Origin of the sequence: Kitasatospora sp. NPDC008115 (assembly GCF_042957205.1) — a bacterium.
Lineage (GTDB): Bacteria > Actinomycetota > Actinomycetes > Streptomycetales > Streptomycetaceae > Kitasatospora.
Map to the genome: position 1 here is coordinate 1 of NZ_JBIBHU010000020.1, position 17,371 is coordinate 17,371.

Here is a 17,371-nt window from a genome sequence, read left to right on the forward strand (position 1 = left end):
CCCCCCCCCCCCCCCCCCCCCCCCCCCCCCCCCCCCCCCCCCCCCCCCCCCCCGGCGCCCCCCCCGGGGGCCCCCCCCCCCGGCCGGGGGGGGGGGGGGCGCGGGCCCCCCCCCCCCCCCCCCCCGCCCTGGTAACCCCCACCACCCTCCGCCCCGGCCACATGGGGGATGGGGATTGGGTTGGGGGCACGGGGTTGGGGCGGAGGGGTGGGGCGGGGCCCGGGAGAAACGTTTCTGCCGCCCGGCCCCGAGCGGCACGCTCGGGGCCGGGCGACTACAGGGGCGGTACGGGGCGCGGCGCGGCGCAGCAGGGCCGGGGCCGGAGCTGCGGAGCGGCGCCCGGGGGAGAGCGGCCTGCCCGGCCCGAGCCGTGCGCTCGGGCCGGGCAGGCATCCCGGCTCTGCGGCCTGTGGAGCGCGCAGAACCGTGGCCGCTCCGGTGGGCGAGGGGAGAGAACGGCGCCGCGCTCCGGGCGGGCCCGGAGCGCGGCGTGATGGTGGGGAATCCCGTCGGCTGGAGTGGAAAGTCGGCCCGGCCGACTTTCCACTCCAGGGGTCAGCTCTCCTCGCGCCAGCCCTCGTGGGAGGTGGCGATGGTGTCGAGGGTGTGGAGGAGTGCGGGGGTCCAGCCGGTCTCGGGGGGTTCCGCGACGACCAGCCACTGGGCGTCCTCGGCGTCGTCCTCGCCGGCGAGCGCGTCGCGGACGATCTCGAGTTCGCCGAGGTCGGGGTGGTCCGCGCTCAGCTCCTCCGCTGCCTCCTCGGCGGCGTCGCGGTCGGGCAGGACGAGCAGTTGCCGGGCGTGCGGGTCGAAGTCGTCCGGCAGGTCGGTGGTGGGCTCTTCGGTCACCCGTCCATTCTCCAGGGGCGGAGCTGTCCGTCCCCCGTGGGATGCTGGTAGGCGATGGCCAGGAAGAGTGCACCCGACGACCTGCTCGCCCCGCTGACCCTCGCGGTCGGCCAGGAGGAGCTGCTGCTGGACCGTGCCGTCGCCCAGGTGGTGGCCGCGGCGAGGGCGGCCGACCCGGACACCGATGTGCGGGACCTCCCGCCGGGCGGCCTGCAGCCCGGCAGCCTGGCCGAGCTGACCACCCCGTCGCTCTTCGCCGAGCGCAAGGTCATCGTGGTCAGGGCCGCCCAGGACCTCTCCGCCGACTCCGTCAAGGAGGTCAAGGCGTACATCGAGGCCCCCGCCGATGAAGTGATCATGGTCCTGGTGCACGCGGGCGGCGCCAAGGGCAAGGGCCTGCTGGACGCGGGCCGGAAGGCCGGCGGCCGCGAGGTGGCCTGCGCCAAGCTCGCCAAGGCGAGCGAGCGGCTGGCCTTCGTGCGCGGCGAGTTCCGCACGCTCGGCCGCTCGGCGACGCCCGAGGCCTGCCAGGCGCTGCTGGACGCGCTCGGCAGCGACCTGCGCGAGCTGGCGGCCGCGTGCAGCCAGCTCACCTCCGACGTCGAGGGCGCCATCGACGAGACGGTGGTGGCCCGCTACTACAGCGGCCGGGCCGAGGCGACCGGTTTCGAGGTGGCGGACCTGGCGGTCACCGGCCGGGCCGCCGAGGCGCTGGAGCGGCTGCGCTGGGCGCTGGCGGTCGGCCAGCCGCCGACCGGCATCACCTACGCCCTGGCCTCCGGCGTGCGCAGCATCGGCCGGCTGGCGACCACCGGGCGGAACATGCGCCCGGCGGACCTGGCGCGCGAGCTGGGCATGCCGCCGTGGAAGGTCGAGCGGGTCCGCCAGCAGATGCGCGGCTGGACGGGCGACGCCGTGGCCACCGCCCTGACCGCGATCGCGCAGGCGGACGCCGCCGTCAAGGGCGGCTCCGACGACCCGGCCTTCGCGCTGGAGCGGGCCGTGGTCGCCGTGGCGAGGGCCGCCCGGGCCGGTTCCCGGACGCCGTCGTACTGACCGCGCCCGCACCCGCCCCGCCGCTACCGGCCGCTGCTACGGGCTTCCGTTACGGGCCGCCGATCGCCTTGAGCATGTCCCGGGTGTCGTCGAGCATGGCCTTGCGCACGGTTTCCCGGTCCAGCGTGTGGTTCTTGCCGGTCTGGTAGTTGTCCGTCCAGTACAGCGAGTACGTCATGCCGCCGTCGCGGACCTGTAGGTAGTGGTTGATGTCGTGGAAGGTCTTGTCCGAGCTGGTCGGCTCGTCGCCGTAGGCGAAGTAGGCCTCCTCGCCGAGGCCCGGAGCGTCGGTGATCTCGTACTTCTGCTGCTCGAAGTACTGCCGCATGGCGGCGAACTCGGGGACGGAGTCGACGGCCTTGTGCAGCTCGACCCGGATGTCGAGGGTCGCGTAGTCGGTGGTCTCGCTGCCGTCGGGCGTGCGCTTCATCAGCGCGTAGCAGCGCATGACGTCCATGGAGTCGCTGCGGCCGGCGTGCTCCAGCGGGTAGTTGTCCACCATCCTGTACTTGCCGCGGAACGCGGTGAGCTTGCCCGCGTCGCAGATCCGGTCGACGGCGTGGTAGCCGCGGATGCCCTTCACGGCCGAACGGCCGTCCACGATGCCGGGCACCACGGCGACGGTACCGGTCCAGACCACCGAGGCGAGGATCGCGCCGACGAACGCCCACACCGCGTTGCGCCGCAGACCGCCACCACGCCCGCCGTTCGGCGCGGCTCCACCGGGCACACCCGATCCACCGGGCACCCCGGGCGAGCTGGGCAGCCCGGGCGGCGGTCCGAAGCCGGGCTGAGCGCTCGGCGTCGGCGGCGGCTGCGGCTGCTGCTGTGGGAAGCCGGCGAAGCCGGGCCCGCCCTGCGGTGGTGGCGGCGGTGTCCCCAATGTGTGCCCCCCTCGGGCCCTCGACGCGGGTGCCGGTCACCCGGGACCCTACCGGTCGTACCGAAGGCCGGGACAGGCAACGTGGCGGTCCGCCCGGCCGGTAGGGTCGGGCCCCTCATCGGCCACACGTCCCAGGGGGGACCTTGCGCACGCGCACCATCACGATCGTCACGGCGGCCGGACTGCTGGCCGGGCTGACGGCCTGCTCCAGCGGTTCGAGGACGGTGGCGGCGGCGGGAGCGGACCCGGTTCCGCAGCCCGCCGTCACACAGACCGTCACCGCGACGGTCACCGCTCCGGCACCGCCCGCGCCACCGGCTCCGACGGTCACCGTGACCGTCACGGCGACCGCGACCCCGCCGCCGCCCGCCGCCACCGCGCCGCCCACCGAGGCCGGGGCCGGCACCGGAACGGTCACCAAGCCCGAGGCCGGGAACGCACCCGCCGAGCCGGCCGACACGATCGACGGCAGCGGCACCTTCCTGGTCGGCACCGACATCCGGCCCGGCACCTACCGCACGGCCGGCCCGGGCGGCGGCTCGATGGGCATGTGCTACTGGGAGCGCGCCCGCGCCGCCGACGGCGACCTCGGCTCGATCATCGCCAATGAGAACCTGATGGGCCAGGGCGTCGTCACGATCAAGAAGTCCGACGTCGTCTTCAAGACGCAGGGCTGCCAGCCCTGGACGAAGATCAGCTGAGCACACCGGCCACCAGCCGCCCGACCGGCCCCGGAAACGCGTACTGCCCGACCGGTGGGGACCGGTCGGGCAGTCGGTGGAAGGCCTGTGAGCAGGCACTTCCGGTCAATCTCTGTGCACCGCACCCGCGTGGCGAACGCAGGCCGCGTGCGGTGCGAAGTGTGTTGTGCGCCTCGGGCTTCCGAGTAGAGGGCCGGGTCGTCCCGAGGGGGCGGGGCCGTCGAGGCGGCCCCGGAGGCGTCAGGCCTGGGCGGCCGCGTTGACGCGCTTGGTGATGGCCGACTTCTTGTTGGCGGCCTGGTTGGCGTGGATGACGCCCTTGCTCACGGCCTTGTCCAGCGCCTTGGAGGCGGCGCGGGCCAGCTCGGTGGCCTTCTCGGTCTCGCCGGCGGCAGCGGCCTCACGGGCCTTGCGCAGGGCGGTCTTCAGCGAGGACTTGACGGCCTTGTTGCGCAGGCGCGCCTTCTCGTTGGTCTTGTTGCGCTTGATCTGGGACTTGATGTTCGCCACGAAAGAGCCTCAGTCTGTGTCATTGGTTGGAACGGGCTGCACTGCGCGGCCGTCGGACCAGCTGAGAGGGCATGCCGAGGCCAGGTGCAGCGCCCAACGCTACCAGGGGCGCCGGGCCCGGCCCAAACCGGGCGCTGGCGCGCGGCCCGCTCGCGGGAAGTGGGAAGATGGGAGGAACTATCTCGATCGGACGACCGTCCGGTCGCCCGGGAAGCCGGTCAGCGATGATCCGGACACCCCCGGCCCCCGGACCAACGGAGAATCGGACCAAGGTGCCCGCGACCCCCAGCAATGTGCCAGAGCCCAGCCGTACCGACCCGGCGCTGATCCGCAACTTCTGCATCATCGCCCACATCGACCACGGCAAGTCGACGCTCGCCGACCGGATGCTGCAGATCACCGGCGTGGTGGACCCGCGGCAGATGCGCGCCCAGTACCTCGACCGGATGGACATCGAGCGCGAGCGCGGCATCACCATCAAGTCGCAGGCCGTCCGTCTCCCCTGGGCGCCGAAGACCGGCCCGAACGCCGGCAGCACGCACATCCTCAACATGATCGACACCCCGGGCCACGTGGACTTCACGTACGAGGTGTCCCGCTCCCTCGCGGCCTGCGAGGGCACCGTCCTGGTCGTCGACGCGGCCCAGGGCATCGAGGCGCAGACCCTCGCCAACCTGTACCTGGCGCTGGAGAACGACCTCACCATCGTCCCGGTGCTGAACAAGATCGACCTGCCCGCCGCCCAGCCGGAGAAGTACGCCGAGGAGATCGCGCACATCATCGGCTGCGACCCGGGCGACGTCCTGAAGGTCAGCGCCAAGACCGGTCTGGGCGTCGAGGACCTGCTCGACCACATCGTCGACACCGTCCCGGCCCCGGTCGGCGTCGCGGACGCCCCGGCCCGCGCGATGATCTTCGACTCGGTGTACGACGCCTACCGCGGCGTGGTCACCTACGTCCGGGTGGTCGACGGCCGGCTGACCAAGCGCGAGCGCATCGCGATGATGTCCACCGGCGCGACCCACGAGTTGCTGGAGATCGGCGTCATCTCGCCGGAGCCCAAGGTCGCCGACGGCCTGGGCGTCGGCGAGGTGGGCTACATCATCACCGGTGTGAAGGACGTCCGGCAGTCCAAGGTCGGTGACACCATCACCTCGCAGCACAAGGGTGCCACCGAGGCGCTGGGCGGCTACAAGGACCCGCGCCCGATGGTGTTCTCCGGCCTGTACCCGCTGGACGGCTCGGACTACCCGCTGCTGCGCGACGCGCTGGACAAGCTGCGGCTGAACGACGCGGCGCTGGTGTACGAGCCGGAGACGTCGGTGGCGCTCGGCTTCGGCTACCGCTGCGGCTTCCTCGGCCTGCTGCACCTGGAGATCATCCGGGAGCGCCTGGAGCGCGAGTTCAACCTCGACCTCATCTCCACCGCCCCGAACGTGGTCTACCGGGTGATCATGGAGGACGGCACCGAGCACACCGTCACCAACCCGAGCGAGTTCCCCACCGGCAAGATCGCCGAGGTGTACGAGCCGGTCGTGCGCGGCACCATCCTGGCGCCGAACGAGTTCGTCGGCGCGATCATGGAGCTGTGCCAGTCCCGCCGCGGCAACCTCCAGGGCATGGACTACCTGTCCGAGGACCGCGTCGAGCTGCGCTACACCCTGCCGCTCGCCGAGATCGTCTTCGACTTCTTCGACCAGCTGAAGTCCAAGACCCGCGGCTACGCCTCGCTCGACTACGAGCCCATCGGCGAGCAGACCGCGAACCTGGTGAAGGTCGACATCCTGCTGCACGGCGACGCGGTGGACGCCTTCTCCGCGATCGTGCACAAGGACAAGGCCTACAGCTACGGCGTGATGATGGCCGGCAAGCTGCAGAAGCTGATCCCGCGCCAGCAGTTCGAGGTCCCGATCCAGGCCGCGATCGGCTCGCGGGTGATCGCCCGCGAGACGGTCCGCGCGATCCGCAAGGACGTCCTCGCCAAGTGCTACGGCGGTGACATCTCCCGCAAGCGGAAGCTGCTCGAGAAGCAGAAGGAGGGCAAGAAGCGGATGAAGATGGTCGGCCGGGTGGAGGTCCCCCAGGAGGCCTTCATCGCCGCGCTGTCCACCGACGCCGAGGCGCCCAAGGGCGAGAAGAAGTAGCGGGAAGAAGTAACGACGGCGCCACCACGAGGGGCCCGGGACGCACCGCGCGTCCCGGGCCCCTCCGGCGTTCCCGCGCTGCTCAGCGCAGCGACAGCACGACGGTCTTGAGGATCACGGCCTTGGCCAGCCGCCCGGCCCGCCCGGTGAGCACGGCCGGCCGCATCGAGTCGTCGGGGTGGATGAACTGCAGCAGCCCGTCGCGCCGCCCGAGGCTCAGGCACTGCACCACGTACCGGAAGGCGAACGGCTTGTCGGTGCGCCCGGTGAGCAGCTTGCCGAGGTACTGGCCCTGCGGCAGGGCGGTGGCGCAGCCCATCCGCAGGGCGCCGGTGCCGGGGACGGTGACCTCGGCGGCGTCGCCGATCACGTGGACCTCGGGGTGCGAGACCGACCGCAGGTGGTCGTCGACGACCGCCCGTCCGGCGGGGGTGACGGCGAGGCCGGCCTCGGCGGCCAGCGGGTGCGGCTCCATCGAGGCGGCCCAGACGACCAGGTCGGCGGGGATCCGGCCGGCGGCGGTGGTCAGGCCCCCGGCGTCGACGGCGGTGACGGGGCTCTGCTCGTGGATCCCGATGCCGAGGCCGCGCAGCACGCGGTGGACGTGGTCGTGGCCCTTGGCCGAGAACCAGCCGCCGACCTGGCCGGCGGCGACGATCCGCACGGTCCAGCGGGGGTGGGCCTCGGCGAGTTCGGCGGCCAGCTCGATTCCGGTGGCGCCGCCGCCGACGACCGCGACGGTGCCGGGGCGCTCGGCGGTGCGCAGCCGCTCGGCGACCTCGGCGGCCCGTTCGACGGGGTGGGCGTGCTCGGCGGCGCCGGGGACGTCGTGCCAGGCGGTACGGCTGCCGAGGGCGTAGACGAGGGTGTCGTAGCCGAGGGTGTCGCCGTTGTCGAGGAGGACCTTGCGGCCGGCCAGGTCGAGTTCGGTGGCGCGGGCCTGGACGTGCCGCACACCGCGCCCGCGCAGCACCTCGGTGATGGCGGGCCGCCGCACCGGGAGGCCGGCGCTGATCTCGTGCTGGCGGATGCGGTGGAGGATGCGGCTCTCGGGGGCGATCAGGGTCACCCGGCCGCCCTTGCCGGCCCGGGTCGCGGCGGCGAGGCCCGCGTAGCCGGCACCCAGTACGACGATCTGCTTCTCGGTCATGTCGTCCCGCTCCTTCGTGGCGCCGTCGGTGGCGTCCTCTCGCGGTGTCCCCGGGGTGGCCGGGGAGCGCTTCTCCGCGTGTTCGGAAGGGGGACGACGGCGCCCGGGGGAATGTGACGGTGACCTGCGTCACACCTCCGGCGGGGCGACGGGGGTGTTGAGGTGGGTGAGCTTCTCCGGGTTGACCACGGCGTAGGCCTCGGTGATCCGGCCGTCAGCGACGGCGAAGGCCATCACGCCGCCGATCACGCCCGGCTGCGCGTACCAGATCAGGCCGGGCTCGCCGTTGACCAGCGCGAACTCCACGGACGCGTCGGCCGTGACCCACTTGGACACCAGGCCGAGGACCAGCCGGGAGACCTTGACGGAGCCCAGCACCGGGCGGGCGCCGGCGCTGACGACGCCGCCGCCGTCGGAGTGCCAGACGATGTCGGGGTCGAGGACGGCGAGCAGGCCCTCGATGTCGCCGCGGGCGCTGGCGGCGGCGAACGCCTCGACGGCCTGCCGGTGCTCGGCGGGGTCGGCGGTGGCGCGGCGTCCGCCGTCCTTGACCCGGCGGCGGGCGCGGGAGGCGAGCTGGCGGGTGGCGTCGGGGCTGCGGTCGAGGGAGGCGGCGATCTCGTCGAAGCCGACGGCGAAGACGTCGTGCAGGACGAAGGCGGCGCGTTCGGCGGGGGTGAGCTGTTCGAGGACGGCGAGCAGCGCGAGCGAGACGGATTCGCCCCGCTCGGCGAGGTCGGCGGGGGAGGCGGGGGTGTCCTGGTAGGAGAGGGACGGCTCGGGCAGCCATTCGCCGAAGTAGGACTCGCGGCGGGCCCGGGCGGAGCCGAGCTGGTCGTAGCAGAGGCGGGTGACGACGGTGGTGAGGTAGGCGCGGGGGTCGGCGACGGTGGCGCGGTCGGCGGAGCGCCAGCGCAGCCAGGCCTCCTGGAGGACGTCCTCGGCGTCGGTGAAGGAGCCGAGCATCCGGTAGGCGACGGAGCCGAGGTAGCGCCGGTTGGCCTCGAAGGCGTCCTGCCCGGAGGATGCGGCACCGGGACCGGCGGCACCGAGGCCGGCGGCACCGGGGGCATCGGCGCCGCGGGCAGCGGCGGCGGGCTCGGTGGCGGCGGTGGCCGACGGTTCGTCACTCACGGCCCTACCGTAGCGCCCGCCCCCGGGCCGGCGGCAGGGGCGGGCCCGGACGCGCGGGAGCCCGGCCCCCGACGCGCGGGAGCCCGGGGCGCGGACGGCCGGGACCGTCCGCGCCCCGGGCTCCCGGGTGGCCGCGCGGCGTTACTCGACCTCGGCGACCGCCTCGGCGAACTGCGCCTTGTAGAGCCGGGCGTAGGCCCCGTCGGCGGCGATCAGCTCGTCGTGGCCGCCCTGTTCGACGATGGAGCCGTTCTCCATGACGAGGATCACGTCGGCGTCCCGGATGGTGGAGAGCCGGTGGGCGATGACGAAGCTGGTGCGCCCGGTGCGCAGCCGGGCCATGGCCCGCTGGATGAGCACCTCGGTGCGGGTGTCGACGGAGCTGGTGGCCTCGTCGAGGACGAGGATCGAGGGCTGGGCGAGGAAGGCACGGGCGATGGTGATGAGCTGCTTCTCGCCGGCGCTGACGCCGGTGCCCTCGTCGTCGATGACGGTGTCGTAGCCCTCGGGCAGGGTGCGCACGAAGCGGTCGACGTGGGCGGCCCTGGCGGCCTCGACGACCTGGTCGCGGGTGGCGCCTTCGGCGCCGTAGGCGATGTTGTCGGCGATGGTGCCGCCGAACAGCCAGGTGTCCTGGAGGACCATGCCGATGCCGGAGCGCAGGTCCTCGCGGGACATGGCGGCGATGTCGACGCCGTCGAGGGTGATCCGGCCGGAGCTGACCTCGTAGAACCGCATCAGCAGGTTGACCATGGTGGTCTTGCCGGCGCCGGTGGGGCCGACGATGGCGACGGTCTGGCCGGGTTCGACCTTGAGCGAGAGGTCCTCGATGAGCGGCTTGCCGGGGTCGTAGCGGAAGGCGACGTCCTGGAAGACGACCCGGCCGCGCAGTACGTCGGGGCGTTCCGGCATGGCGGGTTCGGGGGTCTGCTCGGGGGAGTCGAGGAGTTCGAAGACGCGTTCGGCGGAGGCGACGCCGGACTGCACCAGGTTGGCCATGCTGGCGACCTGGGTGAGCGGCTGGCTGAACTGGCGGGAGTACTGGATGAACGCCTGGACGTCGCCGATGGACAGCGCGCCGGAGGCCACCCGCAGGCCGCCGACGACGGCGATCAGCACGTACTGGAGGTTGCCGATCAGCATCATCGCGGGCTGGATGATGCCGGAGATGAACTGGGCCTTGAAGCTGGAGGCGTAGAGGGCGTCGTTGTGCTCGCGGAAGGTCTCGGCGGACTCCTTCTGCCGGCCGAAGACCTTGACCAGGGTGTGGCCGGTGTACATCTCCTCGATGTGCGCGTTGAGCTGCCCGGTGGACTTCCACTGCTGGACGAACTGCGGCTGGGCGCGCTTGCCGACGCGGGTGGCGACGACGACGGACAGCGGGACGGCGATCAGCGCGATGAGGGCGAGCAGCCAGGAGATCCAGAACATCATGGCGAGCACGCCGACGACGGTGAGCAGCGAGTTGACCACCTGGCCCATGGTCTGCTGCATGGTCTGGCTGATGTTGTCGATGTCGTTGGTGACCCGGCTGAGGACCTCGCCGCGGGGCTGCTTGTCGAAGTAGCTGAGCGGCAGCCGGGCGAGTTTGGCCTCGGCGTCCTGGCGCAGCCGGTAGCCGGCGCGCTGGATGGCGCGGGCGGCGAGGCGGCCCTGGACGACGCCGAAGACGGCGGAGGCGACGTAGATGGCGAGGACCCAGAGCAGGACGTCGCCGATGGCGCCGAAGTCCATGCCCTGGCCGGGGGTGAAGTCGACGGAGGAGACCAGGTTGGCGAGGTCGGTGTCGCCGCGGGCGCGCATGGAGTCGATGATCTGCTGCTTGGAGGCGTCGGCGGGGAAGCGGCCGCTGATGACGCCGGCGAAGATCAGGTCGGTGGCGTGGCCGAGGATCTTGGGGCCGATGATGGCGGCGCCGATGCTGAGGGTGCCGAGGGCGAGCACGCCGGCGATGAGGGCGCGTTCGGGGCGGAGGAGTTTCAGCAGCCGCTTGCCGGAGCCCTTGAAGTCCATGGACTTCTCGGCGCCCTGGCCGCCCATGAAGCGGCCGGGTCCGGCGGGGCCGCGGCGGGCGGCGGCGGCCTGGGAGTCGCCGCCCGCGCCGGGTCCGCCGGGTGCGCCCGGGCGTCCGCCGGGTGCCTCGCCGAGGTCGGGCGCGGCCTTGTCGAGGTCGGGGCCGGGCTTGCCGAGGTCGACTCCGGGCTTGCCGGGGCCGGGCGCGGACTTGTCGGGGCTGGTCACGCCGCCTCCTGCTCGGTGAGCTGGGAGAGCACGATCTCCCGGTACGTCGGATTGCCGGCCATGAGCTCGCCGTGGGTGCCGCTGCCGACGACGGCGCCCTCGTCCAGGACGATGATCCGGTCGGCGTCGCGGATGGTGGAGACGCGCTGGGCGACGATCACCACGGTGGCGTCGGAGGTCTCGCGGGCGAGCGCCTTGCGCAGCCTGGCGTCGGTGGCGTAGTCGAGCGCGGAGAAGGAGTCGTCGAAGAGGTAGACGTCGGGCCGGCGCACCAGGGTGCGGGCGATGGCCAGGCGCTGGCGCTGGCCGCCGGAGACGTTGCCGCCGCCCTGGGAGATGGGCGCGTCCAGGCCTTCGGGGAGCTGTTCGACGAACTCCCTGGCCTGGGCGATCTCCAGGGCGTGCCAGAGTTCCTCGTCGGTGGCGTCGGGCCGGCCGTAGCGCAGGTTGCTGGCGACGGTGCCGGAGAACAGGTAGGGCTTCTGCGGGACGAGTCCGACGCTGTCGGACAGCGTGGTGGGTTCGAGTTCGCGGACGTCGACGCCGCCGAGCAGGACCTGGCCGGAGGTGGCGTCGAAGAGCCGGGGGACGAGGCCGAGCAGGGTGGACTTGCCGCTGCCGGTGGAGCCGATGACGGCGGTGGTCTCGCCGGGCCGGGCGGTGATGCCGATGCCGCGCAGCACGCTCGCCTCGGCGCCGGGGTAGCGGAAGTCGACGTCGCGCAGTTCGAGGTGGCCGCGGCGCAGCACCTTGCCGACGGGGGCGGCGGGCGGCACGACGCTGGAGCGGGTGTCGAGCACTTCCTGGATGCGTTCGGCGCAGACCTCGGCGCGCGGCACCATCATGAACATGAAGGTGGCCATCATGACGCTCATCAGGATCTGCAGCAGGTAGGAGAGGAAGGCGGTGAGGGCACCGATCTCCATGTCGCCGCTGTTGATCCGGTAGGCGCCGAACCACAGGACGGCGACGCTGGAGACGTTGACGACGAGCATGACGCCGGGGAACAGGTAGGCCATCAGTTTGCCGACCTGGAGCGAGACGCCGGTGAGGTCCTCGTTGGCGTCGGCGAACCGGTTCTGCTCGTGGTCGTCCTTGACGAAGGCGCGGATGACCCGGATGCCGGTGATCTGCTCGCGCAGCACCCGGTTCACGGTGTCGATCCGCTCCTGCATGCTGCGAAAGCGCGGGCGCAACTGGCGGACCAGGACGGTGACGACGACGCCGAGGGTGGGGACGACGGCGAGCAGCAGCCCGGAGAGCGGCACGTCCTGGTTGAGGGCCATGATGATGCCGCCGACGCACATGATGGGCGCGGCGACCATCAGCGTGAAGGACATCAGGACCAGCATCTGGACCTGCTGGACGTCGTTGGTGGTGCGGGTGATCAGGGAGGGGGCGCCGAACTGGCCGATTTCGCGGGCGGAGAAGCCCTGGACGCGGTCGAAGACGGCGGCCCGGACGTCGCGGCCGACGGCCATGGCGGTGCGCGCGCCGTAGTAGACGGCGCTGATCGAGCAGAGGGTCTGCAGGAGGGTGACGCCGATCATCACCGCGCCCACGCGCAGGATGTAGCCGGTGTCCCCCTTGATGACTCCGCTGTCGATGATGTCGGCGTTGAGCGTGGGCAGGTAGAGCAGCCCGAGGGTGGACACCAGCTGGAGGAGCACCAGCAGGGTGATCGGTCGGGTGTAGGGGCGCAGGTACGCCCTGAGCAGTCTGATCAGCACTGGCTCACTCTTGTCGTCGGCGGCGGCTTTGGCATCCCAATTCTCATGGTTCGGGAGGCCGGTACAGGAGATTCCGGGCAAGCGAGCCGGATCTTTGTCCAGCCCTTTGCCGAACGTTCCGGGGGCCGCGGTTGTGCCGTGCACCGGCGGCGCGGGAGGGTGCCGGCTCGGCCCGCCCTCTTACGGAATGACCGGTTTCCCCCTAGGCTGCTGGCAGCCCTCTTGTTACTCACCGGTACCGAGTCCGGTTGCCAGGGGGCCGGCGGCCGCCCCCACGGACGTCACATCATTCAGACGGCCACCCGCCCCCGGAGGTCCTCGTTGAGTTCCGCGCAGTCCCTGATCGACTCCGGCCGTACCGACATCGTGGCCGGGCGCCCCGCCTCCGTCGCCCACCTGTTCCAGGAGCGGGTCGCGCTGACCCCCGGCGGTGAGGCCTACCGCCACCCCGTCCCGGTGGACGAGCACGCGGCGGACAGCACGCCCGGCGCCGAGCAGTGGCGTTCGCTGACCTGGGCGCAGACCGCGGCCCGGGTGTACGCGGTGGCGGCCGGTCTGCTGTCGCTGGGCATCGAGGCCGAGGACCGGGTGGCGCTGGCCTCCTCCACCCGGCTGGAGTGGATCCTCGCCGACCTCGGCAACATGTGCGCGGGCGCGGCCACCACGGCCGTCTACCCGAGCACCAACGCCGACGAGACGGCGTTCATCCTCTCCGACTCCGGCTCCCGGGCGCTGTTCGCCGAGAACGCCGCCCAGCTGGAGAAGGTGGTCGCCGAGCTGGACCGGCTGCCCGGCCTCGGGACCGTGATCCTCTTCGACGCGCCGGACGGGCCCCCGCCGGCTGGCCGGCTGAAGGTGATCACCCTCGCCGAGCTGGAGCGGCTGGGCGCCGAGCACCTGGCCGCGCACCCGGACGCCGTGGAGAAGGCGATCGCCGCGCTCGGCAAGGAGCAGCTGGCCACCCTCATCTACACCTCCGGCACCACCGGCCGCCCCAAGGGCGTGCGCCTGGTGCACGACTGCTGGGCCTACGAGGGGCGGGCGCAGGAGGCCAGCGGGCTGCTGGCCGCCGACGACGTGCAGTTCATGTGGCTGCCGCTGTCGCACGTGTTCGGCAAGACGCTGATCTCGGGGCAGATCGCGACCGGGCACGTGATGGCGCTGGACGGCCGGGTGGAGCGGATCATCCACAACCTGCCGGTGATCCGGCCCACCATCATGGCCTCGGCGCCGCGGATCTTCGAGAAGGTCTACAACGGCATCGCCGGCAAGGCCAGGGCGGAGGGCGGCGCCAAGTACAAGATCTTCCTGTGGGCGGCGCGCACCGCCCGCGACTACGCCCGCACGGTCCAGGACAACCGGGTGGCGACCGGGGTGGACAGCGCCCCGGCGGTGCTGCGGATGAAGCACGCGCTCGCCGACAAGCTGGTGTACGCCAAGATCCGGGCGGCCTTCGGCGGGCGGCTGCGCGGGGCGGTGTCCGGCAGTGCCGCGCTGGCCCCGGAGATCGGCTACTTCTTCGTCGGCGCCGGGGTGCCGATCCTGGAGGGCTACGGGCTGTCCGAGACCAGCGCCGGCTCCAGCGTCAACCGGGCCGAGGACATCCGGGTGGGCACGGTGGGACGTCCGCTGCCGGGCACCGAGGTGCGGATCGCCGAGGACGGCGAGATCCTGCTGCGCGGCCCGGGCGTGATGCGCGGCTACCACAACCTGCCGGAGAAGACCGCCGAGGTGCTGGAGGCGGACGGCTGGTTCCACACCGAGGACATCGGCGAGCTGACCCCGGACGGCTTCCTGCGGATCACCGACCGCAAGAAGGACCTGTTCAAGACCTCCGGCGGCAAGTACGTCGCGCCGAGCGAGGTGGAGGGCAGGTTCAAGGCGGCCTGCCCGTTCGTCAGCAACATCCTGGTGATCGGCAACGGCCGCAACTACTGCACCGCGCTGATCGGCCTGGACGAGGCGGTGATCATGCCCTGGGCCGCCGAGAACGGCCTGGCCGGCAAGTCCTACGCCGAGGTGGTCGCCGACCCGCGCACCCGTGAGCTGATCGACGGCTTCGTGCGGCGGCTCAACGGCCGGCTCCAGCGCTGGCAGACGATCAAGAAGTTCCACCTGCTGCCGCGCGACCTGGACGTCGAGCACGGCGAGCTCACCCCGAGCCTGAAGATCAAGCGCCCGGTGGTGGAGCGGACCTACGCGGAGGCGGTCACCGCGATGTACGCGGGCGCCAACGAGGCCTGACCGGCCCGCCCGTCCCGTACGGCCGGGGGGACCACCCCGGCCGTACGGGACAATGGGGTCATGCCCTCCGCACTTCCCGACGGCGAACCGGTGCCGTCCGACGGTTCCCTGCCCGCGCACGCCCTCGACGGCCTGGGCTCGCGGCCGTTCGGCTTCTACCTGCACGTGCCCTACTGCGCGAGCCGCTGCGGCTACTGCGACTTCAACACCTACACCGCCACCGAGCTGCGCTCCTCGGGCACCGTGGCGTCCCAGGAGACGTACGCGGACAACGTGGTCGCCGAGGTCCGGCTCGCCCGCCGGGTCCTCGGCGCGGACGCGCCGCCGGTGCGCACCGTCTTCCTGGGCGGCGGCACCCCGACCCTGCTGCCGGCCCGCGACCTGGTGCGGATGCTCGCCGCGATCCGCGACGAGTTCGGGCTCGCCGACGGCGCCGAGGTGACCACCGAGGCCAACCCGGAGTCCGTCGGCCCCGCGTACCTGGCGGAACTGCGCGAGGGAGGCTACAACCGGATCTCCTTCGGCATGCAGTCCGCCCGCCCGCACGTGCTGAAGCTGCTCGACCGCCACCACACCCCCGGCCGCCCCGAGGCCTGCGTCGCCGAGGCCCGCGCGGCCGGTTTCGAGCACGTCAACCTCGACCTCATCTACGGCACCCCCGGTGAGTCCGACGACGACTGGCGGGCCTCCCTGGACGCGGCGATCGGCGCCGGCCCCGACCACGTCTCCGCCTACTCGCTGATCGTCGAGGAGGGCACCCGGCTGGCCGCCCGGGTCGGGCGCGGCGAACTGCCGATGATCGACGACGACGTGCACGCCGACCGCTACCTGATCGCCGAGGAGGCGCTGAGCGCCGCCGGCTACTCCTGGTACGAGGTCTCCAACTGGTCCACCACCCCCGAGGGCCGCTGCCGCCACAACGAGCTGTACTGGACCGGCGGCGACTGGTGGGGTGCCGGCCCCGGCGCGCACAGCCACGTCGGCGGCGTGCGCTGGTGGAACGCCAAGCACCCGGCCGCCTACGCCCGCGCCCTCGCCGAGCACCGCACCCCCGCCCAGGGCCGCGAACGCCTCACCGCCGAGGACCGCCGGGTCGAGCGCGTCCTGCTGGAACTGCGCCTCGCCGAGGGCATCCCGCTCGGCCTCCTCACCGCCGCCGGCCGCGAGGCCGCCGCCCGCGCCCTCGCCGACGGCCTCCTCGCCCCCGCCCCCTACGAGCACGGCCGCGCCGCCCTCACCCTCCAGGGCCGCCTGCTGGCCGACGCGGTGGTGCGTGACCTGGTGGACTGAGTGTCGTTAACGTGGTGTCAGCCGTCGGAGGGAGCGCGAAAATGACCGCCATCGATGACCGGATGACTGGGATCTTCGAAAACCTGGAGGTCCCGGAAGGCTTCAAGGCCGAGCTCATCAGGGGGGAAATCGTGATGATGGCGGGGCCGGACCTGGCTCACAACCTCATCGTCGAGTCGATCGTCGACCAGATTCCGCGGGCGCGCTGGCACCGGCTCCAGACGCAGGACGTGGCGTTCCCCGCCGATGCCAGCGAGCCGCAGCCGGACCTGGTGGTGCTTGAGCGGGGGGCTGCCGAGGGGCCCGGGCGGCTGGTTCCCGCGCCGGCCGTGGCGCTGGTCGTCGAGGTCGTGTCGAAGACCAGCGTGCTGCGCGACTACCGGACCAAACGGGAGCTCTACGCGGAGGGCGCCGTTCCGGCCTATCTGATCGTCGATCCGATCAAGGGCCTCTGCGTCCTGCTGACCGAGCCCACCCCGGTCGGCGCCTCGGGAGCGCCGGACTATGTGGCCGAGCGGACCACCAAGTTCGGCGAACCGGTCCCGTTGGACCTGCTGGGCGTTGTTCTCGACACCTCGGAGTTCCGGACCTATTCCTGACCCGTGAGGGTGACGAAGTCGATCAGCTCCTCGACGCGGCCCAGCAGGTCGGGTTCCAGGTCCTTGTAGGAGTCGACCTTGGACAGGATGCGCTTCCAGGCGGCGGGGGTGTCCTCGGGCCAGCCGAGGCGGCGGCAGGTGCCGAGCTTGAAGTCCTCGCCGCGGGGGACGGCGGGCCAGGCGGGGATGCCCACCGAGGAGGGCTTCACGGCCTGCCAGACGTCGATGTAGGGGTGGCCGACGACCAGCACGTGCGGGCCGGTGACCCGGGCGGCGATGCGGTGCTCCTTGGTGCCCGGGAGCAGGTGGTCGACCAGGACGCCGAGGCGGCGGCCCTGGCCGGGGGCGAAGTCGGCGACGATCGCGGGCAGGTCGTCGACGCCCTCCAGGTACTCCACGACCACGCCCTCGATCCGCAGGTCGTCGCCCCAGACCCGCTCCACCAGCTCGGCGTCGTGCCGGCCCTCGACGTAGATCCGCGACTCACGGGCCACCCGGGCGCGGGCGCCGGGGACGGCGACCGAGCCGGAGGCGGTGCGTCCCGGGGTGCGGGCGGGCGCGGGGCCGGCGGGCCGGACCAGGGTGACCGTCCGGCCCTCCAGCAGGAAGCCGCGCGGCACCATCGGGAAGACCCGGTGCCTGCCGAACCGGTCCTCCAGGGTGACGGTGAGGCCCTCGGCGGTCTTCTCGCAGCGCACCACCGCCCCGCAGAAGCCGGTCGCCGCCTCCTCGACCACCAGGTCCCGCTCGGCGGGCACCTCCGGCGCGGGGGCCTGCTTCTTCCACGGCGGGGTCAGGTCGGGTCCGTACTGGCGGCTGCGCATTCCACGCAGTCTACGA

General features: G+C 72.6%; 14 protein-coding genes. 6 read left to right on the forward strand and 8 right to left on the reverse strand.

Annotated features, from left to right (window positions below; all coding sequences use genetic code 11):
- Nucleotides 1–555: 555 nt before the first annotated feature.
- On the reverse strand, nt 556–849 hold the full coding sequence (locus ACFZBX_RS23970; protein ID WP_391535840.1) for a hypothetical protein: 294 nt from the start codon (nt 847–849) through the stop codon (nt 556–558).
- Nucleotides 850–903: 54 nt separating this feature from the next.
- Between ACFZBX_RS23970 and holA the strand changes: the two genes are divergently transcribed.
- The gene (holA, locus tag ACFZBX_RS23975; protein ID WP_391535841.1) at nt 904–1,905 is read left to right on the forward strand and encodes a DNA polymerase III subunit delta; all 1,002 of its coding nucleotides are present in this window, start codon (nt 904–906) and stop codon (nt 1,903–1,905) included.
- A 49-nt stretch (nt 1,906–1,954) separates the two neighbouring features.
- On the opposite strand, the gene ACFZBX_RS23980 is transcribed toward holA, so the two are convergent.
- Entirely contained in the window at nt 1,955–2,635 is a 681-nt protein-coding gene (locus ACFZBX_RS23980) for a hypothetical protein (protein ID WP_391535842.1), read from the reverse strand.
- Nucleotides 2,636–2,931: 296 nt separating this feature from the next.
- Between ACFZBX_RS23980 and ACFZBX_RS23985 the strand changes: the two genes are divergently transcribed.
- A complete protein-coding gene (locus tag ACFZBX_RS23985) occupies nt 2,932–3,489 on the forward strand; it encodes a hypothetical protein (RefSeq protein ID WP_391535843.1) in 558 nt (185 codons plus the stop codon).
- 240 nt (nt 3,490–3,729) lie between these two features.
- On the opposite strand, the gene rpsT is transcribed toward ACFZBX_RS23985, so the two are convergent.
- Nucleotides 3,730–3,999: a 30S ribosomal protein S20 gene (rpsT, locus tag ACFZBX_RS23990; RefSeq protein WP_350566336.1), complete on the reverse strand. Its 270-nt coding sequence runs from the start codon at nt 3,997–3,999 to the stop codon at nt 3,730–3,732.
- Nucleotides 4,000–4,271: 272 nt separating this feature from the next.
- Here rpsT and lepA point away from each other — a divergent pair, with 272 nt between their 5' ends.
- Complete coding sequence (gene lepA / locus ACFZBX_RS23995; RefSeq protein ID WP_391535844.1) at nt 4,272–6,143, forward strand: translation elongation factor 4; 1,872 nt, start codon at nt 4,272–4,274, stop codon at nt 6,141–6,143.
- Between the two features lie 82 nt (nt 6,144–6,225).
- Here the strand turns inward: lepA and ACFZBX_RS24000 are convergent, their stop codons facing one another.
- The 4 genes from ACFZBX_RS24000 to ACFZBX_RS24015 all read right to left on the reverse strand — a co-directional run bounded on the left by ACFZBX_RS24000 (nt 6,226) and on the right by ACFZBX_RS24015 (nt 12,398).
- Complete coding sequence (locus ACFZBX_RS24000; protein WP_391535845.1) at nt 6,226–7,293, reverse strand: NAD(P)/FAD-dependent oxidoreductase; 1,068 nt, start codon at nt 7,291–7,293, stop codon at nt 6,226–6,228.
- 129 nt (nt 7,294–7,422) lie between these two features.
- Complete coding sequence (sigJ, locus tag ACFZBX_RS24005; protein WP_391535846.1) at nt 7,423–8,427, reverse strand: RNA polymerase sigma factor SigJ; 1,005 nt, start codon at nt 8,425–8,427, stop codon at nt 7,423–7,425.
- 141 nt (nt 8,428–8,568) lie between these two features.
- The gene (locus tag ACFZBX_RS24010; protein WP_391535973.1) at nt 8,569–10,467 is read right to left on the reverse strand and encodes an ABC transporter ATP-binding protein; all 1,899 of its coding nucleotides are present in this window, start codon (nt 10,465–10,467) and stop codon (nt 8,569–8,571) included.
- A 197-nt stretch (nt 10,468–10,664) separates the two neighbouring features.
- Nucleotides 10,665–12,398 carry an ABC transporter ATP-binding protein gene (locus ACFZBX_RS24015; RefSeq protein ID WP_391535847.1) on the reverse strand — a complete coding sequence of 578 codons (1,734 nt, stop codon included), beginning with the start codon at nt 12,396–12,398 and terminating at the stop codon, nt 10,665–10,667.
- Between the two features lie 321 nt (nt 12,399–12,719).
- Between ACFZBX_RS24015 and ACFZBX_RS24020 the strand changes: the two genes are divergently transcribed.
- The 3 genes from ACFZBX_RS24020 to ACFZBX_RS24030 are packed head-to-tail and all read left to right on the forward strand — an operon-like array spanning nt 12,720 to nt 16,531.
- Nucleotides 12,720–14,642: an AMP-dependent synthetase/ligase gene (locus ACFZBX_RS24020; protein WP_391535848.1), complete on the forward strand. Its 1,923-nt coding sequence runs from the start codon at nt 12,720–12,722 to the stop codon at nt 14,640–14,642.
- Nucleotides 14,643–14,702: 60 nt separating this feature from the next.
- The gene (gene hemW, locus ACFZBX_RS24025; RefSeq protein WP_391535849.1) at nt 14,703–15,932 is read left to right on the forward strand and encodes a radical SAM family heme chaperone HemW; all 1,230 of its coding nucleotides are present in this window, start codon (nt 14,703–14,705) and stop codon (nt 15,930–15,932) included.
- Nucleotides 15,933–15,973: 41 nt separating this feature from the next.
- Nucleotides 15,974–16,531, forward strand: a complete 558-nt coding sequence (locus tag ACFZBX_RS24030) for a Uma2 family endonuclease (protein ID WP_391535850.1) — start codon at nt 15,974–15,976, stop codon at nt 16,529–16,531.
- On the opposite strand, the gene ACFZBX_RS24035 is transcribed toward ACFZBX_RS24030, so the two are convergent.
- The gene (locus ACFZBX_RS24035) at nt 16,522–17,355 is read right to left on the reverse strand and encodes a DUF3097 domain-containing protein (RefSeq protein WP_391535851.1); all 834 of its coding nucleotides are present in this window, start codon (nt 17,353–17,355) and stop codon (nt 16,522–16,524) included. The two genes, ACFZBX_RS24030 and ACFZBX_RS24035, sit on opposite strands and share 10 nt — an antisense overlap.
- Between the last annotated feature and the right edge of the window lie 16 nt (nt 17,356–17,371).